Below are 20,800 nucleotides of genomic sequence, written 5' to 3'. Positions count from 1 at the left end.
GCTGGTATGCGTACGGTTCAGGTTGTGGCGCATGACCCTACATGGGCGGACGCGCACGCCCGGGCTGCCGAGGAATTGCACACCCTCCTCGGCCCGCGACTGGTCGCCCTGCATGCGATCGGCAGCACGGCTGTGCCAGGTCTCGCCGCCAAACCCATCTTGGATTTGTTGGGGGTCGTTGCAGACCTTGCGGACGCTGATGCGTGCAACGCGGCCCTGGCTTCGCTGGGTTACGAGGCGATGGGGGAGTACGGAATCTCGGGCCGCCGCTACTTTCGCCGCGACAACGCGCAGGGCGAGCGCACCCACCACTTGCACGTTTTTGCCGAGGGCTCGCCGCACATCCGGCGCCACCTCGCCTTTCGGGACTACCTGCGGGCGCATCCTGGCATTGCGCTGGACTACGGGCGACTGAAGCTGCGCTTGGCGAGCCTGCATCCGAGCGACATGCCGGCCTACATCGCCGGCAAGGACAGCTTCGTCCGCACGATTGAGGCCCAAGCCTTGGCTTGGGTGAATGCACTTGCTTAAGGCCTTGGCGCCCCGAGCGGCATGAAAAAAGGCCCCGCCAAGCGGGGCCTTCTGCACATCAGGGTTCTGAGCCCGAAGTCCTCAACGTCACCAGACTTTGCAGACGTCCGCCGGCTTCTTCACCATCTTTTGCCCCGGCTTGCAGGCAAAAGCCTGGGCGTACTCGGGCATGTTCACGGCCACGCCGTTGATGCGATAGCGGCCCGGCGAGTGCGGGTCGGTGCGGGCGTGCATGCGGGCGTACTCGTCGCGGGCGTGGCTGCAGTCCCACTGGGCAAAACCGACGAAGAAGCGCTGGTCGGGTGTCAGACCGTCCTGCGGGGCCAGCTTCATGGCGGCAACCTGCTGCTTCCACGCTTCCAACGCCAAGACCAAGCCACCGAGGTCCGCCAAGTCCTCGCCCAGCGTGAGCTTGCTGTTGATCTTTAGCTTGTCCACGACGGTGTACTGGGCGTACTGCTGGGCCACGCAGGAGGCACGCTGCTCGAAGGCCTTGGCGTCCTTGCGCGTCCACCAATCCTTGAGGCGGCCTTGGGCGTCGAACTGGCGGCCCTCGTCGTCAAAGCCGTGGATCAGCTCGTGCCCAATGGTGCCGCCGGTGTTGCCGTAGTTGGGCGCATCGTCCATCTTGGCGTCATAGAGAGGGGGCTGCAGCACGGCGGCCGGGAAGTTGATGTCGTTCATTTGGGCGTTGTAGTAAGCATTCACCGTTTGCGGCGTCATGCCCCACTCGCCGCGATCCAGCGGTTTGCCGATCTTCGCCAAGTCACGGGCGACCTCAAACGCCGCGCCGCGCTGCACATTGCCCAGAAAGTCCCCCCCACGGACCTCGTAGGCGCTGTAGTCCCGCCAGCGGTCGGGATAACCGACCTTGTTGACCATGGAGGCCAGCTTTTCCTTGGCTTTGGCCTTGGTTTCTGGGCCCATCCAGTCCAGCTGATCAACGCGGCGCGCCATCACGCCCTTGATCTGGTCGGTCATCTTGATGACGGCAGCTTTCAGTTCCGGGCTGAAATTGCGCGCCACGAACTCTTGGCCCAGGGCTTCGCCCAGCTGCGCATCGGCCAATTGGACGCAGGTTTTCCAACGCGGCTTGAGCTGCGGCACACCCTGCAGAGTCTTCCCGTAGAAAGCGTGGTGCTCTTCCTGCCAGGCCTTGTTCAGGTAGGGCGCCGTGCTGCTGATTAGCTGCCAGCGCAAGAGGGTCTGCAGCTCCGCCAGCGGTAGCGTTTGCGCCATCTGTCCCCAGGCCTTGAGGAAGCGCGGCTCGGTCACGTTGACCACGGGCAGTTCGGCCGGTGCGCCCAGCGCGCTGCGGTACGCCGCCCAGTCAAAGCCCGGGGTGAGCGCCTGAAGCTGCGCCAGCGTCATGCGGTTGGCGGTCTTGTAAGGGTCGCGGCGCTCTTCGGGCTTGAAGGTCACTCGGGCCAGCGCGGTTTCGGCCTTCAGCACCTGCTGTGCGGCGCGGGCGGCCTCTGCCGCACTCAGGCCCATCATCACCAGGCTGCGCTGGATGTGGGCGACATAGGCCTTGCGCACATCCACCGAGCCTTTGTCGCTGCGGAAATAGGCGTCACGCTCCGGCAGCCCCAATCCGCCCGCCCCCACAAAAGCAATCACTTGGGTGGCATCGTTGAAATCCTGGCCCGACGCAAAGCTGAAAAAGGCCCGGCCCATGGCGCCAGACCGGTGCAGTTGCGCCAGCAAGGCCGGCAGCTGGCGTCGGTCGTTCAGGGCTGCGATGGCCTCCAGCGGGGCTTTCAGCCCCTGCAGTCCGGCGGACTCCAATGCAGCTTCATCCATGCAAGCGCCAAAGTAGCGACCCAATTGAGCCGGCTGCGGGGCGGCTGACAACTCGCTCAACAAACCCCACAGGTAGCGCTGGTTCTCATTGGCCGCTTTGGAATACACCCCCCAGCGCGCCTCATCGGCCGGAATGGGGTTGTTCTTCATCCAACCGCCGCAGGCGTATTGGTAAAGGTCTTCACAGGGGTCGACGGTGCGATCCATGGCCGAGACATCCAGACTGGGCGTATACGGCAAGCTCTTGAGCGGTGTTTCTTCTGCGGCAAGGGCCGGGGCTGACAAACCAGCAACGACCGCGGAGGCCAGCATCCAATGGGGCGTATTCATAGGGAGGCGCGGCCCGGGGGCCCGTATCCGTTTAGGAAAGGCGCGATTGTCCGCGTTCGCCCCACCCCTGCTGACAGACACCCCCCAACCCGAGGAGAATGTCGCTATGGCACCATTTTTATCGAGGCACGGGACCCGGCGCAGGCTTTTGGCCCTGGCCGCGATTCCCAGTTGGGCGCAAGCCGGGCCGTCGCTCCCCATCAAATTGGTGACGGCCGACCTCGCTCCGTTCGCCATGGCGGGCGCCGCGCCAGGCCAAGGGGCCTTGGTGGACCTGACTCGTGCGATGGCTAAGCGTGCCGGCCTACAACTCGAAGTGGAGTTCGTCCCGTGGGCCCGCGCTCAGCAAGACGCCCAGCAGCAGCCCCGGACGCTGATCTTGCCGCTGACCCGCACCCCTGAGCGGGAAGCCTCGTACACCTGGGTGGCCCGATTGAGTTGGCACCCCTTTGGGTTCCAAGGCCTTAAGCGTCAGCCTCGGGTGCAGTCCATTGAGCACGCCAAAACCCTGCGCGTCGGCGTGTTACGGGGGGCCCCTCAACAGCAGCAGTTGCAGGATCTGGGCTTCACTCAGGTGGTCTTGGTCGCCAACAACACCGACCTGCATCGCATGTTGCAGGAGGGCATGGTGGACGCCATTTGCGGCAGCTTGCTCATCAACCTCTACAGCGCCCGGGTCGCGGGCTACGACCCCGCCGACTATCAGGCCGGAGCGCGATTGGGGGGCGGGGAAATTTGGCTGGCGGCCGCCACGGACTCGGGGCTCAGCGAGGACGAGCGGAACCGACTGCAGCGGGCCGCCGCGCAACTTGAGGCCGAAGGCCTGCCCCGCCGTTTATTCCGCAAATACGGGGTGGAAGCGCCGGTCGGCCCCTAAGCTCGGGCGACCGAGCCTTCAATCTTCAATCTTCACGGCGCGCACGAAAGCCACTCGATCCCGCAGGCTGTCCAGGCTCGGATCCGGGTACGACCACAGTGCGTCTGGCAACAGGTCCCCGTTCACGAACAGGCTTTGCCACTGTTCTTCCCCGTAGGAGGATCGGGAGCGATGGTTGCTGAAGGTCAGCAGGTCCGTCCGCACACTGGCTTTGGGAAAGTAATGGTTGCCGTCCATCACCACGGTGTCGGAACTTTCGGCGACGACAACGCCGTTAAAGATCGCTTTCACTCTTTGACTCCTGCGGCAATCGACATCACCTGTTTGAAACCTTCGACGGCCTTGCCCTTGCGGGCCCGCTTTCCAGCATGCGCCGCCAGCCCAGAAAGGCGCAACAGGTCCTCTTTGGGCTTGTTTCCACGGGCCAGACCGGCCAAGTGCAGCCCACTAGCAAAACAGCACACGGCCTGCAATTGCGCCTTGGGCGCCAACTCCATCAAAGTGAGCCCGCGCCCCCCCTTGGGCTGGTGCTTGAGCTCCGAGACCGCATAGGTCAGTAGATGGCCGTCATCACTGAGACAGGCCAATTGGTGCTGATCCGGCCGCACCCACGCCGGTTTGAGCGGGGCTTCACCCGTCTCCAGCGTCAGGAAACTTTTGCCCACGCGCTTGGAAGCCGTCAGATCGCCGATGGTGGCCATCAAGCCGAACCCACCAGAACCCGCCAGGACCAGGGCTTGTGTCACCGCCCCGGCGACATAGTGAAGGAGCTGCGTACCCGACTCCAGATCAATCAGGCTCGTCACAGGGGCTCCATCGCCCCGGCCGCCGGGCAGTGCGGAAACAGCGGCGGAGTAACTTCGCCCGTTACTGCCCAAGGCAATCAAGGTGTCCACGCTGCGGCAGCGGAACACGCCATAGAGCGAATCTCCCGCTTTGAAGCTCAGCCCGTTGGTGTCGACTTCATGCCCCTTGAGTGCGCGGGCCCAGCCCTTCTGGCTGATCACCACGGTGACCGGTTCGTCCACCACCTTGAGCTCCGCCACCGCGCGTTTCTCGGCTTGAATCAAGGTACGGCGTTCATCGCCGAATTGCTTGGCATCCGCTTCAATCTCCCTGACCATCAATCGCTTGAGCGTGCTGGGGTTGGCCAGGATGTCCCGTAGTTTGTCGGCTTCTTCGCGCAGGTTTTTCAGCTCCTGCTCAATCTTGATGGCTTCCAGGCGCGCCAGCTGACGCAGTCGGATCTCCAAGATGTCTTCGGCTTGCCGGTCGGTCAGACGGAAGCGGGTCATCAAGGCCGATTTGGGTTCGTCGCTGTTGCGGATGAGTGCAATCACTTCATCGATGTTCAGCAGCACCAGCTGGCGGCCCTCGAGGATGTGAATCCGGTCCTCCGCTTTTTGCAGCCGGTACCGACTGCGCCGCTCAATCGTGGTCTGCCGAAAGGTCAGCCACTCGATCAGCAAGTCCCGCAGCGTCTTTTGCACCGGCTTGCCGTCCAACCCCACCATGGTGAGGTTGATCGTCGAACTGGTCTCCAGGCTGGTGTGCGCCAGCAAAATTTGAGTCAATTCTTCAACAGCAACCGTTCGGCTTTTGGGCTCAAACACCAAACGAACGGGGGCGTCTTTGCTGCTTTCATCCCGCACGCCATCCAGCACAGCCAGCAAGGTGTTCTTCAGCTGCAACTGTTCAGGGCTGAGGGCCTTCTTGCCCGCCTTGACCTTGGGGTTGGAGATCTCTTCGATTTCCTCCAACACCCGTTGACTGGACACCCCATGGGGCAACTCGGTCACCACCAACTGCCACTGGCCGCGCGCGAGGTCTTCCACTTTCCAACGGGCTCGCAGCTTCAGTGACCCACGCCCCGTGTTGTAGGCCGCACGAATGTCGTCCGGGCTGGAAATGATTTGCGCCCCACCGGGAAAGTCGGGGCCAGGCAAGGTTGCAAAAAACTCCTCGTCGCTCAGCTTGGGGTCTTTCAGCAACTTGACAGCCGCCTCAGCCACTTCGCGCAGGTTGTGACTGGGCACTTCGGTGGCCATGCCCACGGCAATACCGCTGGCCCCATTGAGCAGCACGAAGGGCAAGCGCGCCGGCAAATCCTTGGGTTCTTCGGTGCTGCCGTCGTAATTGGGCGTGAAATCGACCGTCCCTTCGTCGATTTCTTCGAGAAGCAGACGAGCGAGCGGCGTCAGCCGAGCTTCGGTGTAGCGCATGGCCGCGGCGCCGTCGCCATCGCGGGAGCCGAAGTTCCCTTGCCCATCCACCAGTGGGTAGCGCTGAGCGAAGCCCTGCGCCATGCGCACCAGTGCGTCGTAGGCGGCCTGATCCCCGTGCGGGTGAAACCGACCCAGCACGTCCCCGACCACCCGCGCCGACTTCACCGGCTTGGCCCCATTGGCCCCACTCCACGCCAGTCCCATGCGAACCATGGCGTACAGGATCCGTCGCTGCACGGGCTTCTGCCCATCCCCGACCGCGGGCAGGGCGCGGCCTTTCACAACGGATAGGGCGTACTCCAGGTATGCCTGCTGCGCGTACAGGCCCAGATCCAGACCGTCCGAATCATCCCCATGCGGGGGCGGGGGCTTGGGAGCCTCCGGGGGCACCGGCGGCACGTCATCCATCAAACTCAATTGCTCGGGCATGTCTTACCTCGTTGGGGGGCGCATTGTCGCCATCCACCGCGGGGAAACTAGCGCGCGGGCCGCAAGTCGTTCGAGTGAAAAGTACACATTGTTTGCAGACGCGCCACAGCCCGGGTCAACCCCGCCCTTGTGCCCCGGAATCGCTGTGGAATACTGGGCTGCAAGCAAATCGTGGCCGACTCCGTCCCCTGCCGGTGTGGCCCCGCGTTTGGCTTTGGTCGATTCACCGTCGAGCGCTGGGTCCGTACCTGCGCTTGGCCCGTTCTGCGAGGTCTGAAGACATGGGTTTCGGTTCACTGCGCATTGGTCAACGCTTGGCGCTGGGCTTCGGGGTCGTCATCGTCCTGCTCCTGGTCATGGCCGGATTGGCCATTTCCAGCACGCGGGCGCTGAGCGCGGACATGCGCGCCGCCATTGACGAAGGCTTCAAGAAGACCTACCTGGCCAACAAAGCCAAGGCGGAACTGGGCGACGCCTCCCGCAGCATGATGAGCACCATCATCATGACCGGCGATGACCAAATCAAGAAAGAGCTGACCGCGGTGGACAGCCTCTTGAAGGCGCACGAGGCCTCGGTTGCCAGCCTAGAAAAACTGGTCACAGACGACGAGGGCAAGGCCGCGCTGAAAGCCATGGCCGAGGTCCGCGCCAAGTTCATTCCCGCACAGGCGGGTTTCGTCAAACTGATGGCCGAGGGGGACAAAGACCAGGCCACCCTCAAATTCCTGTTCTCAGTCCGCGCCCTGCAGATCAAGTACCTGAGTGCGATGGACAAGTTTGTCGAGTCGCAAAACAAGCAAATGGAGAGCGCCAGTCAAGGCGGCCAAGAATTGGCCAGCCGCAGCATTACCGTCATCGCCGTTCTGGCTCTGTTCGCGAGCTTGGCCAGCATCGTCATCAGCGTGTTCGTGACCCGAGGGATCGTCCGCCCCTTGGCCGGCGCTGTGGCCGTGGCCCGTAAAGTGGCCTCCGGCAACCTGACCAGCACGATTCACGTGCGGGGAACCGACGAAACCGGCCAGTTGCTGGAGACGCTGTCCGAGATGAACGACAGCTTGAAGCAAATTGTGGGCCGCGTGCGCGATGGCACGGAGTCCATTGCCTCGGCCTCCGAAGAAATCGCCAGTGGGAACCTGGACTTGTCGACGCGAACGGAAATGCAAGCCGCGGCGCTGGAGCAAACCAAGCACTCCATGAACGATCTGACCGAAGCCGTTCGACGCAATGCACGCAATGCCACCCAGGCCAATGAGTTTGCGCACCAAGCCTCTCAAGTGGCCCATGCCAGTGGGGAAGTGGTGTCCCGGGTGGTGACCACGATGGGCTCCATCGATGCCTCTTCCAAGAAGATCGTGGACATCATCGGCGTCATCGATGGCATCGCTTTCCAAACCAATATCTTGGCCTTGAACGCGGCGGTCGAAGCGGCCCGCGCCGGCGAGCAGGGGCGCGGCTTTGCTGTGGTGGCGGCCGAGGTGCGCAGCCTCGCGCAGCGCTCGGCGGGCGCGGCCAAGGAAATCAAGAGCCTGATCAGCGACTCGGTCGAAAAGGTTGCCCAGGGCAGTCAACTGGTACAACAAGCCGGCTCGACCATGAGCGACGTCGTGGCGAGCGTGCAGCGCATGACCACGGTCATTGGCGAAATATCAACCGCCAGTGAGAGCCAGACCGAGGGCATCGAGCGCGTGACCCAAACCATTCATGAAATCGACAAGAACACCCAGCAAAACGCCGCCTTGGTGGAAGAGGCGGCGGCGGCGGCAGACTCCATGAAGAACCAAGCCCGTTCATTGGAGGATGTGGTCAAGACTTTCCAACTCGAAGACACACGCTGAGCAGCAGGCTCAACGCGCACTCTGCTCGTTCATCTTTCCCCCGTCCGACAAGGAGGACCTCATGGAATTTCGCATCGCTCGTCGAACCGCGCTGGCCACGGCTGTCGCACTCGTCTGCGCCCCAAGTTGGGCCAACCCGCTGCAGATCGCGGGAGTCAACGTCGAACCCACGGCCAAGGTCGCGGGGAAGGAACTCAAGCTCAATGGGGCCGGCATTCGGACCCGCGTCATCGTCAAGGTCTATGTGATGGCGCTGTACTTGACCGAAAAACAAACCACGTCTGAGGGCGTGTACGACTCGCAGGGGCCCCGCCGGTTCACCCTGACCATGTTGCGCGAAGTCAACGGCGATGATTTCGGGCAGGCCTTTATGGCCGGGATTACGGCCAACACCACGGCGGCGGAACGATCCAAGTACGTGAACCAGTTGACCGCCTTCGGTGAGGCCTTTGTGAACGTGGGGACGATGAACAAAGGCGGCGTCCTGACCGCGGACTGGGTGCCCGGCACCGGGATGGTGATGGCCATCAACGGCAAACCCTTTGGCGATGTGTTGCCCGATCTGGGCTTCTACAACGCCGTGCTGAAAATCTGGCTGGGGGACAAGCCGGTCGACAAAGACCTCAAACCCGGCTTGCTGGGGGCGCTCCCCAAATAAGCACACCGTGCGCGATACGCAGGGGCCAGGATCAGGCCCCTTTTTCTTGCCCCATCGCCAAGCGCGCCTGGAACTCGCGGTCCAGCATGGACATCACGATCAGGCTGTCAAAGCCCTCCGCGCCGGCCACCCGGACGGACTCGCGCAAACGTCCTTCCTCGACAAAGCCTTCGCTCAAATACAGCTGGTGCGCCCGTTCGTTCATGGCCTTCACATCCAACCAGAAGCGATGCGCCTTGAACTGTTGGAAGGCCAACGCCTTTAACGCCCGCAAACAGGTGCGTCCCAGGCCCTGCCCCTGAGTTCCCGGGGCGAGCACCAGTCGTTTGAGTTCCAAAGAGCCATTCGGGTTGCGACACCCCTGCAAGATCACAAAGCCCAAGCGCACCTGATCGGAGCTCTCAACAATGAAATGGCGGCTGTCCGGGAAGCGGATGGCTCCCTCGTGCTGCGGCCGCTCCCACGGCGTGATGAATGGGCGGTTGGCCCCATCTTGTTCAACGCCGACCACCCACTCCAAATCACTGAGCATGGTGGGCCGCAGCCGAACCGATGGCGCCGCCATCAGATATCCACCTCGATGGCATCTCCATGTCGCTCCATCAATTCGCGGCGGGCGGCGGCTTCGTTGCGGCCCATGAGCTGGGTCAGCACACCCGCCACTGCCTCAGCATCCGGGACGCTGACCCGCAACAAGCGGCGGGTATCGGGGTTTAGCGTCGTATCCCACAACTGCTCGGCGTTCATTTCACCGAGGCCCTTAAAGCGGCTGATGGTCCAGGAGCCCTCTCGCGCCCCTTCTTTGCGCAGCTTGTCCAAGATGGCGTGCTGCTCCCCCTCATCCAACGCATAGAGCTTGACCGGGGGCTTCTTGCCGCGGGCCGGCGCATCCACACGGAACAAGGGCGGCCGGGCGACATAGACGTGACCGGCCTCCACGAGCCTGGGAAAGTGCTTTTGAAACAAGGTCAGGAGCAGCACCTGGATGTGGGCGCCGTCGACATCCGCGTCCGACAGGATGCAGACCTTGCCGTACCGCAGGCCGCTGAGGTCGGGCGTGTCGCTTGGGCCATGCGGGTCCACGCCAACGGCCACTGCGATGTCATGCACTTCGGTGTTTTTGAAGAGCAGATCGCGCTCCACCTCCCAGGTGTTCAGCACCTTGCCCCGAAGTGGCAGGATGGCCTGGGTCTCTTTGTCGCGCCCCATCTTGGCGCTGCCCCCGGCACTGTCCCCTTCGACCAGAAAGAGCTCATTCACATTCAAGTCGCGGCTCTCGCAATCGGTCAGCTTGCCGGGCAGGACGGCCACGCCGCTGCCCTTCTTCTTTTCGACCTTCTGCGCGGCGCGCTGGCGACTCTGCGCCTGCTTGATCACCAGCTCAGCCAGCTTCTTGCCCTGCTCCACGTGCTGGCTCAACCACAACTCAAAGGCGGGCCGCACGTAGCCTGCAACCAGACGCAGCGCGTCGCGACTGTTCAAGCGCTCCTTGGTTTGCCCTTGAAACTGGGGATCAAGAACTTTCGCCGACAACACAAAACTGGCCCGACCAAACAGATCCTCGGGCATCAGCTTGACCCCTTTGGGCAGCAGCGAATGCAGTTCAATAAAGGTCTTGACCGCTTGAAAGAGCCCGTCTTTGAGCCCGGCTTCATGCGTCCCTCCAGCCACGGTAGGGATCAAGTTGACATAGCTCTCACGCTGACTGGCGGCCTCTTCGGTGAAGGCCACACACCAAGCAGCGCCCTCGCCCTCGGCAAAGTTTTCGGTATCGCTGGCCTTGGCGTAGTGAGCGCCCTCAAAGAGGTCCACCAAGGGCTCTCCGCTCAGGGCTCCCTGCAAGTACTCGCGCAACCCCCCTTTGTACAGCCAGGTCTGTGTTTCCCCCTTTTTTTCGTCAGTCAGGGTGACCGTTACGCCCGGCATGAGCACAGCCTTGCTGCGCAGCAGATGAATCAGCTCACCGCGCGGCAGGTCGGCGCTATCAAAATACTTGGCCTCAGGCCACACCCGCACACGCGTCCCTTGCTTGCGAGGTGCGCCGGGGGCCAAGGTCACCGGTTGGATGACATCGCCGTGCGAAAAAACAATGCTGGCGGTCTGGCCTTCGCGCTGCACCGTGACTTCGAGGCGTTTCGAAAGCGCGTTGGTCACCGAGACACCCACGCCGTGCAGCCCCCCTGAAAAGCTGTACGCGCCGCCCGCGCCTTTGTCGAACTTGCCCCCCGCGTGCAGCCGGGTGAATACGATTTCGACGACTGGGACCCCCTCCTCGGGGTGCAGACCGAATGGGATGCCCCGTCCGTCGTCTTCAATCGAAACGGAGCCGTCGCTGTGCAACGTGAGGGCAATGCGCTTGCCGTAGCCGGCCAGGGCTTCATCGGCTGCGTTATCGAGCACCTCTTGCACGATGTGCAAAGGGTTGTCCGTGCGGGTGTACATCCCCGGCCGCTGCTTGACGGGCTCCAGGCCCTTGAGCACGCGGATGGAGGCTTCGCCGTAATGAGGTGTGGAGGCCATAACTTCCTGAGTGAAGGGCGCGGATTCTAGGAAGCCCGCAAAATCCCAGCCATGCAACCACCCCATATCCGGCCCAGCGCGGTCCAAATATTGGCCTGCGGCGCGGCCATCGTGACCCTGTCCATGGGGATCCGCCACGGGTTTGGATTGTGGTTGCAACCGATCATCACCGAGCGCGGCTGGACCCGTGAGGACTTTGCGCTCGCCCTGGCCGTTCAAAACTTGGTATGGGGCGCGATCGGCCCGCTCACAGGGATGTGGGCCGATCGCGTGGGTGCGTTCAGACCCCTGGTCGCCGGGGCCCTGCTCTATGCCATCGGGTTGATGGGCATGGCCGCCGCCAGCGCGCCCTGGGCCTTTGTGGCGGCAACAGGGCTGGTTATCGGTGCCGCACAGTCGGGGACAACCTACGCCGTCATTTATGGGGTGATTGGCCGGCAACTGGACCCCACTCGACGCAGTTGGGCCATGGGGGTGGTGGCCAGCGCCGGTAGCTTCGGGCAATTCTTGATGCTGCCAGTGGAGCACCAGCTGATCGAGCGCTTTGGATGGCAGCCGAGCTTGTGGCTCCTCGCGGGGACGGTGCTGGCCATCGTGCCGCTGGCTTGGGGTCTGCGAGAACCCAGCCATCGTCCGCAAACCGCGGGTCGAAGCGGGAGCGGGAGCGGAGCCGCCCTGCTCGAAGCCCTGCGAACCCCCAGTTACTTGTGGCTCACCGCGGGTTATTTCGTGTGTGGGTTCCAGGTGGTGTTCATTGGCGTGCACTTGCCCGCATTTCTCAAGGACCAAGGGCTGCCGGCCCAGGTGGGCACCTATGCCCTGGCGCTGATTGGCTTGTTCAATGTGGTGGGCACCTACGCCGCAGGGCAATTGGGACAAAAGTGGCCCAGGCGCTACATCCTGGCCTTCATCTATTCAGCCCGTTCCGTCGCGATCGTCGCCTACCTGGGCACCCCCATCAGTGCGCCGAGCACCTATGTGTTTGCTTCGGTCATGGGCCTGTTGTGGCTGTCGACCATCCCCCCGACCAATGCAACGGTGGCGCAGATTTTTGGCGTTTCTCACTTGTCCATGCTGGCCGGACTGGTGTTCTTCAGCCACCAGATTGGCAGCTTTTTGGGCGTCTGGTTGGGTGGCTACGTGTTTGACCAAACGGGCTCTTACGACTGGGTGTGGTGGAGCGCGGTCGCGCTGGGTGTGGCAGCGGCGCTGGCCAATCTTCCCGTACGCGAACAGCCGCTGGTTCGCCCCCACCTCGCATGAAACGCGCTGGACTGATCGCGCTCGCCTTGGCGGCCCTCGGTCTCGTTTTCCGGGCCTGGGATGATCCCAGTTTGATTCACCGCCTCACCGATGTCATTCGTGCCTGCTTCTGAAGCCTCACCTTGGCTACAACGCTGGGGTGCCTGCGCCCAGCCTGGGCAAACCGCGTTGGACCTGGCCTGCGGAGGGGGGCGGCACTCGCGCTGGATGAACGACCTGGGCTTGCACGTCACGGCCGTGGATCGGAATTCAGACGCCTTGGCTAGCCTGCCGCCCGGCCTCGAGACCTTGACAGCAGACCTTGAAAGCGCCCCCTGGCCCTTGGCGGACCGTACCTTTGATTGGGTGGTGGTAACAAACTACCTTTGGCGCCCATTGTTCCCGTCATTGCTTCAGGCGGTCGCACCGGACGGGTACTTGATTTACGAAACTTTCGCGCAAGGTCAGGAACAACTGGGGCGCCCGCGCAACCCCGACTTCCTGCTGGCCCCCGGCGAACTCTTGACTTTGTGCCAGGGCAAGCTGCATGTTCTGGCCTACGAAGACGGCGTGGTCAACGGAGCCAGAATGCAGCGCGTTGCGGCCCGACGGGTCGCTGTTGGCGACAAGCCCTGCCCCATCGAACACCTTCACATTCCAAGCACAACACCATGAAACCCATTCAAGGCAGCATCGTGGCCCTGGTCACGCCCATGCACGACGACGGCCGCGTGGACTACGACACCCTGCGGGCACTGATCGATTGGCACCTGTCGGAGGGCACACACTGCATCGGTGTGGTGGGCACCACTGGCGAGTCCCCCACCGTCAGCACCGAAGAGCATTGCGAGATCGTTCGGGTGACCGTCGAGCATGTGGCCGGGCGTGTTCCGGTGTTGGCCGGTACGGGATCCAACTGCACGCGAGAGGCCATCAACCTCGCCCGTCACGCCAAAGCCGTCGGTGCCGATGCCCAGCTCTCCGTCGTGCCTTACTACAACAAGCCCAGTCAGGAAGGCATTTTTCAGCACTTCAAAGCGCTGGCCGACGCCACCGATTTGCCGTTGATGCTCTACAACGTGCCGGGGCGCACGATTGCCGACATGTCAGCCGAAACCTCGGTTCGCTGTGCAGCCCTGCCCCACGTGTTTGGCACGAAAGAAGCCAGCGGCAACGTCGAGCGGACCGCACAGATCCTGAAGTCGGCCCCGACGGGCTTTTCGTTTTACAGCGGTGATGACGGCAGTGGATTGGCCTCGATGTTTTTGGGGGGGCGGGGCATTGTGAGCGTGACGGCCAACGTCGCGCCCCGCTTGATGAGCCAGATGTGCACTGCCGCCTTGGGCGGGGATTGGGCGCAAGCCAAGGCCCTCAACAACCAACTGCTCGATCTCCACCGGACGCTGTTCTGCGAACCCAGCCCGGCCCCCGCCAAATGGGCACTGAGCCGGCTGGGGCGCTGCCCGGCGCATGTTCGATTGCCGCTGCTCTCGCTCAGTCCGGGCGGCCAAGATGCGGTCGAAGCCGCCATGCGGTCTGCACACCTGCTCTAATCACGGCTTTCTCCAATCTGGATCGCCCCGCCGTGACCCGAATTGCTCCTCACGCCCTGACCCTTGCTGTACTGGCCGCCCTGGGCGGCTGCAGCGCGCTCAACACCACCTTCGGCTCCGACAAGGTGGACTACCGCAGCCAATCCAAGCAGACCACCGGCCTGGAGGTTCCCCCTGACCTGTCTCAGTTGCCCCAGTCCGCAACCGCCAAAAGCCAAGGCGTGGTCAGCGCCGTCGCCCTCGCCGCGCAGCCGGCCCAGGCCCCTCAGCAAACCGTGGGCGCCCCGCAGGTCGCGCTGAACCAGCTGGCCGGGGCCGAGATCGTTCGCGTCGGCCCCACCCGGCTGATTCGCACCAGTCAAAGTCCCGAGGCACTCTGGCCCGTTGTCCGGGCTTTCTGGGGCGATCTGGGCTTTGACTTACCCAAGGAGCAAGCCGAAGTTGGCATTCTGGAAACCGACTGGCGGGAGAACCGCGCCAAGTTGCCCCAAGACCTGATCCGCCGCACCATTGGTACCGTCTTCGATGGGCTGTATTCGACGGGTGAACGCGACAAATTCCGCACCCGATTGGAGCGTGTGGACGGCAAGACCGAAATCACGGTGTCACACCGGGGCATGCAAGAGGTGTACACCGGGGCGCAGAAAGACCAAACCGTCTGGACGCCACGGGCTGCGGACGCGGAGCTCGAGGCCGAAATGCTGGCGCGGCTTTTGCTGCGTTTGGGCGGTAAGGAAGCGAGTGCTGTGGCGTCAACCGCCGCCCCTGCCGCTTTGGGCACCCCAGCCGCCAAGCCGACTGCACCGGAAGTGCGCCAGCCAGCGCTGTCCGAAGTCCCCAACGAAATCGTGATGAACGAGGGCTTTGAAGCCGCTTGGCGGCGCGTGGGCCTGTCGCTGGACCGCCATGGCTTCACCATGGAAGACCGGGATCGCCGCGCGGGGCTCTTCTTCTTGCGCTATGCCGATCCCCGACAGGCAGGTAAGGAGGAACCGAACTTCCTGCAAAAGCTCTTCTCGTCTGACAAAGGCCCGTCGACGGAACGCTATCGCGTCTCAGTCAAGAGCGAAGGCAACCGCACAACGGTGTCGGTGCAAGACAGCCAAGGCAAGTTGGCCACGAACGAACAAGCCAAGCGCATCCTGGCACTGCTCTGGCCGGACCTTCGCTGACAAACCACCGCATTGGGTTAGGGCCAGGCCCTGGCAAGAACGCGCCCTCGGGGCGCGTTTTTTCTTGCTCTTTGCGCCCTACCGCGCAGCGGCTCGGTCCCAGAAAAAACAAAAGCCGCCCGAAGGCGGCTTTCGGCACGACCGGCCCAAGGGCCAGTCGGGCGATCTGCAGCTTAGTTGCTGGCGGCGGCCGAAGCGGCAGCAGCAGGAGCCGAAGCGTCAGCGGCGGGAGCCGAAGCAGCTTCAGAAGCAGCGGGAGCCGGAGCAGCCACCGGAGCCGGAGCGGCAGCGGGAGCTTCTTCCTTCTTGCTGCAAGCAGCCAGAGCAACAGCGGCCAGCAGGGAAGCCATCAGGATCGACTTTTTCATTGGGGTCCTCTAGAAGACGAAAAGGGAAAAACACCGGTGATTTCGGATGCCGCAAAGCACGAGCCTTAAGACACCCAGTGGGACTGTTCCCAGCCCCGCCTGCGGCATGAAAAACCTCGAGCGTTTTTTATGCCTAGCCGCGCATTATAGGCAGGGAAAACACCCGCATTCAGAGACCGAGTTGCGTATACGGCCACGCGGGCGTGGATCTCTGCGAAATGGCATCAAAAAAATCAAACACGGAGCGTCGTTCCACGGCCGCATGGGGCCCGGACCGAGCCCAAGTGGCGCGCCCGTCTTCGAACTCCAAGAGCCTCAGCACCGGCCCTTCAGTCGCGGCCATCAAGCAGGCGGGCCACTCCGGACCGACTTCTCGCGGCTCGAAAGACCCGATTGTCAGAAGGTGATCAAAGTGTTGTCGCCATTGAAGAAAACGCGGATGCCGCCGCGCACAAGCACCGTAGCTTGGGGCCAGCATTTCCAGGCGTCGCCCGCCCAATCGCCCCCACTGCGCCAGGTGGTGCAGCAGGTCGGGATCCGACCAAGGCCACTGGACAAAGTCCGGATCAAGCACCACCACCCGACGCGCCTTGTGCTCGAAAGCCTCAGTCAACAATTGGCGAAGGCCCTCCGTGATGTCGGGCCAGCCTTCCAGGCGGCCGCCTTCACCCTCTAGCGTGACCCGGGACTCGGACATACCCACCCCCACTCCATCCATTCGTTGAGCAATTGTTGTGCATCCGGGCTGAGTTGTTGACGCTGCGCAGCCGACAGTTGGCGCGCATCGGCCAGCCGCTGCATCAGCCGCGCATCGCGTCCGGCCGCTCGGTAAGACTCACCATTGAGGAAAACATGCCAGCGGTCATAGAGCATCCGGCTTCCCGGGGCCAGCGCCACATCGCCGGGAAGCGCACGACCGCCATCAAAGAGCTGTTTGGGTTTGGGCTCGCTCAAATACTCGCCCAGCGCACGCGCCATACCCTGCGGATCGTCGACCACGCGACGCAAGGCGTCCTGCGCAAAGGCCTGGAACTCGGGCGAAATAGCGGCGGGGTGCAGGGTCGGGCCAATGTCAGCGTCCCGGTACACCGACTCCCAAGCGGCGGGCGCATCGTCTTCGGGGTCGATGAGGCGCGGCAGGAGCGCATCGGCCAATTCGACGCGCCGGGGCGCGCGCAGACCCACGGACGCCGTGATGCAGTCCGCCCCCAGAGCCACGCCGTCGTGGGCCCAGTTGGGGGGAAGGTAGAGGATGTCGCCCGGTTCCAGCTCCCACTCCAGCGTGGGCTCGAAACACTGCAGGATCTTGACCGGTAGGCCCTCGATCAAGTCGCGCTGTTTTTGGTTCGACACCCGCCAACGCCGGCGTCCGCTGACCTGGACCAAGAAGACGTCATAAGCGTCAGTGTGCGGGCCCACGCCGCCGCCGTCCGAAGCCCAGGACACCATCACATCGTCCAGCCGTGCTTCGGGCAGGAAGCGAAAGGCGTCGAGCAACTCACGGGCGGCCGGATGAATGGCTTCCATGCCTTGCACCAACACCGTCCAACCCGGTTGACTGAGCGCAGGCAAGCTGCGACGGGGGAACGGCCCGTGGCGCAGCGTCCAGGCTGCGCGGTCGTTGCCGGTCACGAGTCGAGACTCGACATCCTCCCGCTCCGCCAAGCCAAACAGCTCACCACGCGGCATCCGGCCCACCCACGGCAAGGCAGCCGCTCGCATCAGCGCAGGCTTGCGCTGCCAGTGTCGGCGCATGAACTGTTCGGGGCTCATCCCCCCAAGCAAAGGCCAGGGGGCAGCGAAATCAGGGGCTTGTGGGGCTTGCTTCATGTGCCCATTGTGAGTGGAGCTGGCGGGTCGTGAGAACATCGCAACTGCTGCAACGAAAGAGACGCGCCGGGCTATTGACCCTGCGCAAATTCATGGAAGAAGTTCAAACCCCTTGTGTCGTCAGCTTGACTTGGCGACTGGAAGACGCTCAAAGCGAGCTCATTGACACCCTCGACACCCCGACCGAGTTCCTGGTCGGAGGCGAAGATCTGCTCCCCAAGGTGGAACAGGCCCTGCTGGGCCAATTGACCGGCGCGGAAATCGGCGTGGCTTTAGAACCCACCGATGCTTTCGGCGAGTACGACGCCGACTTGGTGTGCTTTGAAGCCCGCAGTCTCTTCCCCGCCGAGGTGGACGTGGGCATGCGGTTTGAAGGCCTGCCGCCAGGGGCTCAGTCGGAGGACATGCCGATGGAGGCCATCTACACGGTCACCGAGGTGTACCCTGAACACGTGGTGCTGGATGGCAACCACCCGCTGGCAGGCATCGGCCTGCGCCTGCACCTCAAAGTGTGCGGCGTGCGCGAGGCGACCGAAGAGGAACTCGAAGCCAAGTCCGTCGGCGGCAGCTTCGTGCAGGTGCTGGAAGGCGCCCCGGCGGACGAGCCCCTGCACTGAGCCTTTAGGAGGGCTTCAGGACTTGCCCGTCGAGCCGAAGCCCCCGGTACCGCGTTCCGTGGCGTGGAATTCTTCCACCCGTTCGAACCCCACCTGGACCACGGGCACGACGATCAGTTGAGCCAGCCGATCCAAAGGCTGGATGGTGAACGCCTGCGATCCGCGATTCCAGCAACTCACCATCAGCGGCCCTTGGTAGTCCGAGTCGATCAGGCCCACCAAATTGCCCAGCACGATGCCGTGTTTGTGGCCCAGGCCGGAGCGCGGCAGGATCAGGGCCGCCAGCCCCGGGTCGCCGAGGTGGATGGCGATCCCCGTGGGGATTAACTCGGTCTGTCCTGGCTGCAGGGTCAGCGGCGCCGAAAGCGCAGCGCGCAAATCCAGACCAGCACTGCCCGGCGTGGCGTAGGTGGGGAGCTGGTCGGCCAAACGGGCATCCAGCACCTTGAGTTGAACTTGGTGCATGAGACAAAACGGGGTTAGGGGCGCGCAGCCAGGCGCTGCGCAATCTCGTCAATCAGTTGAACGGCCAAATCGCTCTTGGCCGCCCGCGGCAACTCGCGCGCGCCCTGCTCGTCGACAAGCAGCAGCGCGTTGTCGTCTTTTCCAAACGTCGCGGGGCCCAGGTTCGCCACGATCAGGGGCACGGCCTTGCGCAGGCGCTTGGCCTGCGCGTGCTCGAGCAGCTTTTCACTCTCGGCCGCAAAGCCCACGCAGTACGGCGCATCGGGCCGGGCGGCCACGGTGGCCAGAATGTCCGGGTTCTCGGTGAAGGCCAGTTGCGGGGTCTGACCGCTGCCATCTTTCTTGATCTTGTGCTCGGCCTCGCTCGCGGGGCGCCAGTCGGCCACCGCCGCGGTGGCGATGAACACATCCTGCCCGGGCAAGGCCGCCAAGGTCACCTCCAGCATCTGGCAGGCTGATTGAACGTCCACGCGTCGCACACCGGCCGGCGTCGGCAGGTGGACCGGGCCAGCAATCAGCGTGACCTCCGCCCCTGCGCGATGGGCCGCCTGCGCCAGGGCGAAGCCCATCTTGCCGCTGGAGCGGTTGGTGATACCGCGCACGGGATCCAGGGCTTCGTAAGTCGGGCCCGCGGTCAACAACACCCGTTTCCCCGCCAGTCGTTTGGGGGTGAAGTGGTCCACCAAGGCCTCCAGCAGCTCGGCGGCTTCCAACATGCGGCCATCGCCCACTTCCCCACAGGCCTGCTCGCCATGACCGACGCCCAGCAGCTGCGCACCATCGGCCGCCAACTGGGCCATGTTGCGCTGCGTGGCCGGGTGAGACCACATCTCGCGGTTCATGGCGGGCGCAATCAAGAGGGCACAGCGCTCGCGCGGACGGGCCAGCGCCGTCAGGCTGACGATCTCATCCGCCCGCCCTTGGGCCAGCTTGGCCATCATGTCGGCGCTGGCGGGGGCCAGCAGCATCACCTCGGCCCAGCGCCCCGCGTTGATGTGCGGCATGTTGTTGGGTGCGCTGGCATCCCAGGCATCCCGCAACACGGCTCGGCCCGAAAGCGCCTGCAGCGTCACCGGCGTGATGAACTGCGTGGCCGCCTCGCTCATCATCACCTGCACCTCGGCGCCAGCCTGCACCAACAGGCGTGTCAGTTCTGCAATCTTGTATCCGGCGATGCCGCCCGACAGGGCCAGCAGCACGCGGCGGCCTTTGATGACGTTCATCGCCCCTCCGTTCGCGCCTGCAGACGCTGGCCAGCGCGGATCAGCACGCTGCCCAGCAGCCCCGCCAAGGCCAGCAAGCCCAGGCCCAACCCCCAGCCCCAGACCAGCGCCGCGCTCAGCCACGCCGAAACATCGGGCCAAGATTGAACCCAAGCCTGGAACTCCGGCGCCCAATCGGCCAACACGGCCTGAAAGCGCTCAATCCAGCCAATACCCAGAATTTCCATCAACCACGGCGGCAGGTCCAGGCTGGGCAGCTGCTTGACGCCCTCCACGCCTTGCTTCCAGCCGGTCCAGTGGACCAGGCTACGCAGGAGCAGGTAGAGCAACGACCACAGGCTGGCCAGCACGGCCAGCACGCCCCAAAGCAGCAGGTGCCAGCCCATCAAGCCCGCCGCCGGAACACCAGGTCCCAGACGCCATGGCCCAAGCGCAGGCCCCGTGCCTCGAACTTGGTCAGCGGCCGATAGGCCGGTTTCTCTGCAAAGCCCTCTGCAGTGTTCTCCAGCAAGGGCTCGGCCGACAGGACCTCCAGCATCTGCTGGGCATAGGGCTCCCAGTCCGTGGCGGCATGAAAGTAGCCGCCGGGAGCGAGGTACTGCACCAAATCAGCGATGAAGGGCCCTTGCACCAAGCGCCGTTTGTGATGGCGCTTCTTGTGCCACGGGTCCGGGAAAAACAAGTGCACGCCGTGCAAGCTGGCCTTGGGAATCATGTGCGCCAGCACCTCGACCGCATCGTGTTGCACGATGCGCAGGTTGGTCAACTGCGCTTCATCAATGCGCTGCAGCAGCGCTCCCACTCCGGCTTCATGCACCTCGCAGCCAATGAAGTCGATGTGCGGCAAGGCCGCAGCGATCTTGGCCGTCGCATCCCCCATGCCAAAGCCGATCTCCAGCACGCGGGGTGCCTCGCGGCCAAAGACTGCGGACCATGACGGCACCGCATCGGCCCGGTACGGCAGCACGTAGCGCGGCGCCAGCTCCTGCAGGGCTCGGATTTGCCCCGTGCCCATGCGCCCGCCGCGCTTGACGAAACTCTTGATGCGGCGCTCGGGCCGCTCTGCGCTCGTTGCGCCCGTTGCATCCATTGCGCCTTCGGCCGCGGATTCTTGAACGTCGC

The 20,800-nt window shown here is 63.7% G+C and carries 20 protein-coding genes; 9 read left to right on the top strand and 11 right to left on the bottom strand.

Features of this window, described 5'->3' with window-relative positions; translation table 11 throughout:
* Positions 1-6 precede the first annotated feature (6 nt).
* Positions 7-531, top strand: coding sequence for a GrpB family protein (locus I7X43_RS15700; RefSeq protein ID WP_198101899.1), 525 nt, complete (start codon positions 7-9; stop codon positions 529-531).
* Positions 532-618: 87 nt separating this feature from the next.
* On the opposite strand, the gene I7X43_RS15695 is transcribed toward I7X43_RS15700, so the two are convergent.
* Complete coding sequence (locus I7X43_RS15695; protein ID WP_246480470.1) at positions 619-2,664, bottom strand: M13 family metallopeptidase; 2,046 nt, start codon at positions 2,662-2,664, stop codon at positions 619-621.
* Positions 2,665-2,872: 208 nt separating this feature from the next.
* Here I7X43_RS15695 and I7X43_RS15690 point away from each other — a divergent pair, with 208 nt between their 5' ends.
* Positions 2,873-3,541 (top strand): substrate-binding periplasmic protein, encoded by a 669-nt coding sequence (locus I7X43_RS15690; protein WP_198101898.1) that lies wholly within the window; start codon positions 2,873-2,875, stop codon positions 3,539-3,541.
* Positions 3,542-3,559: 18 nt separating this feature from the next.
* Here I7X43_RS15690 and I7X43_RS15685 read toward each other — a convergent pair whose 3' ends face one another.
* Together I7X43_RS15685 and parC are read right to left on the bottom strand one after the other, a co-directional pair.
* Positions 3,560-3,832 (bottom strand): DUF427 domain-containing protein, encoded by a 273-nt coding sequence (locus tag I7X43_RS15685; RefSeq protein WP_198101897.1) that lies wholly within the window; start codon positions 3,830-3,832, stop codon positions 3,560-3,562.
* Positions 3,829-6,174 carry a DNA topoisomerase IV subunit A gene (gene parC / locus I7X43_RS15680; RefSeq protein WP_198101916.1) on the bottom strand — a complete coding sequence of 782 codons (2,346 nt, stop codon included), beginning with the start codon at positions 6,172-6,174 and terminating at the stop codon, positions 3,829-3,831. Before parC ends, I7X43_RS15685 begins: the two co-directional genes overlap by 4 nt.
* 302 nt (positions 6,175-6,476) lie before the next feature.
* Between parC and I7X43_RS15675 the strand changes: the two genes are divergently transcribed.
* On the top strand, positions 6,477-8,030 hold the full coding sequence (locus tag I7X43_RS15675; protein WP_198101896.1) for a methyl-accepting chemotaxis protein: 1,554 nt from the start codon (positions 6,477-6,479) through the stop codon (positions 8,028-8,030).
* A gap of 61 nt (positions 8,031-8,091) precedes the next feature.
* Positions 8,092-8,688, top strand: coding sequence for a chalcone isomerase family protein (locus I7X43_RS15670; protein WP_198101895.1), 597 nt, complete (start codon positions 8,092-8,094; stop codon positions 8,686-8,688).
* A gap of 31 nt (positions 8,689-8,719) precedes the next feature.
* On the opposite strand, the gene I7X43_RS15665 is transcribed toward I7X43_RS15670, so the two are convergent.
* Together I7X43_RS15665 and I7X43_RS15660 are read right to left on the bottom strand one after the other, a co-directional pair.
* Positions 8,720-9,253, bottom strand: a complete 534-nt coding sequence (locus tag I7X43_RS15665) for a GNAT family N-acetyltransferase (RefSeq protein WP_198101894.1) — start codon at positions 9,251-9,253, stop codon at positions 8,720-8,722.
* Entirely contained in the window at positions 9,253-11,208 is a 1,956-nt protein-coding gene (locus I7X43_RS15660) for a DNA topoisomerase IV subunit B (RefSeq protein ID WP_198101893.1), read from the bottom strand. Before I7X43_RS15660 ends, I7X43_RS15665 begins: the two co-directional genes overlap by 1 nt.
* Before the next feature lie 51 nt (positions 11,209-11,259).
* Between I7X43_RS15660 and I7X43_RS15655 the strand changes: the two genes are divergently transcribed.
* From I7X43_RS15655 to bamC, 4 genes are all read left to right on the top strand, one after another.
* Positions 11,260-12,471 carry an MFS transporter gene (locus I7X43_RS15655; protein ID WP_198101892.1) on the top strand — a complete coding sequence of 404 codons (1,212 nt, stop codon included), beginning with the start codon at positions 11,260-11,262 and terminating at the stop codon, positions 12,469-12,471.
* 90 nt (positions 12,472-12,561) lie between these two features.
* Positions 12,562-13,125 (top strand): class I SAM-dependent methyltransferase, encoded by a 564-nt coding sequence (locus I7X43_RS15650; protein WP_198101891.1) that lies wholly within the window; start codon positions 12,562-12,564, stop codon positions 13,123-13,125.
* Positions 13,122-14,003, top strand: a complete 882-nt coding sequence (gene dapA, locus I7X43_RS15645; protein ID WP_198101890.1) for a 4-hydroxy-tetrahydrodipicolinate synthase — start codon at positions 13,122-13,124, stop codon at positions 14,001-14,003. Before I7X43_RS15650 ends, dapA begins: the two co-directional genes overlap by 4 nt.
* A gap of 32 nt (positions 14,004-14,035) precedes the next feature.
* On the top strand, positions 14,036-15,175 hold the full coding sequence (gene bamC / locus I7X43_RS15640; RefSeq protein ID WP_310737587.1) for an NlpB/DapX family lipoprotein: 1,140 nt from the start codon (positions 14,036-14,038) through the stop codon (positions 15,173-15,175).
* A gap of 537 nt (positions 15,176-15,712) precedes the next feature.
* Here bamC and I7X43_RS15635 read toward each other — a convergent pair.
* Both I7X43_RS15635 and I7X43_RS15630 read right to left on the bottom strand, forming a co-directional pair.
* Positions 15,713-16,240 carry a hypothetical protein gene (locus I7X43_RS15635; protein WP_198101888.1) on the bottom strand — a complete coding sequence of 176 codons (528 nt, stop codon included), beginning with the start codon at positions 16,238-16,240 and terminating at the stop codon, positions 15,713-15,715.
* Positions 16,216-17,373: a JmjC domain-containing protein gene (locus tag I7X43_RS15630; RefSeq protein WP_198101887.1), complete on the bottom strand. Its 1,158-nt coding sequence runs from the start codon at positions 17,371-17,373 to the stop codon at positions 16,216-16,218. The genes I7X43_RS15635 and I7X43_RS15630 overlap by 25 nt, the downstream gene beginning before the upstream one ends.
* Positions 17,374-17,465: 92 nt before the next feature.
* Here I7X43_RS15630 and I7X43_RS15625 point away from each other — a divergent pair, with 92 nt between their 5' ends.
* On the top strand, positions 17,466-17,990 hold the full coding sequence (locus tag I7X43_RS15625) for an FKBP-type peptidyl-prolyl cis-trans isomerase (protein WP_198101886.1): 525 nt from the start codon (positions 17,466-17,468) through the stop codon (positions 17,988-17,990).
* A gap of 15 nt (positions 17,991-18,005) precedes the next feature.
* On the opposite strand, the gene dut is transcribed toward I7X43_RS15625, so the two are convergent.
* From dut to trmB, 4 genes are read right to left on the bottom strand one after another with little or no spacing between them, the layout of a single operon-like run.
* A complete protein-coding gene (gene dut, locus I7X43_RS15620; protein ID WP_198101885.1) occupies positions 18,006-18,455 on the bottom strand; it encodes a dUTP diphosphatase in 450 nt (149 codons plus the stop codon).
* A 14-nt stretch (positions 18,456-18,469) separates the two neighbouring features.
* Positions 18,470-19,678: a bifunctional phosphopantothenoylcysteine decarboxylase/phosphopantothenate--cysteine ligase CoaBC gene (gene coaBC / locus I7X43_RS15615; protein WP_198101884.1), complete on the bottom strand. Its 1,209-nt coding sequence runs from the start codon at positions 19,676-19,678 to the stop codon at positions 18,470-18,472.
* The gene (locus tag I7X43_RS15610; RefSeq protein ID WP_198101883.1) at positions 19,675-20,064 is read right to left on the bottom strand and encodes a hypothetical protein; all 390 of its coding nucleotides are present in this window, start codon (positions 20,062-20,064) and stop codon (positions 19,675-19,677) included. Before I7X43_RS15610 ends, coaBC begins: the two co-directional genes overlap by 4 nt.
* Positions 20,064-20,768 (bottom strand): tRNA (guanosine(46)-N7)-methyltransferase TrmB, encoded by a 705-nt coding sequence (gene trmB, locus I7X43_RS15605; protein ID WP_198101915.1) that lies wholly within the window; start codon positions 20,766-20,768, stop codon positions 20,064-20,066. The genes I7X43_RS15610 and trmB overlap by 1 nt, the downstream gene beginning before the upstream one ends.
* Positions 20,769-20,800 lie beyond the last annotated feature (32 nt).

It is taken from the genome of Inhella gelatinilytica (genome assembly GCF_016093295.1).
Classification (GTDB): domain Bacteria; phylum Pseudomonadota; class Gammaproteobacteria; order Burkholderiales; family Burkholderiaceae_C; genus Inhella; species Inhella gelatinilytica.
This window is presented reverse-complemented; position numbering and strand designations above follow the sequence as displayed.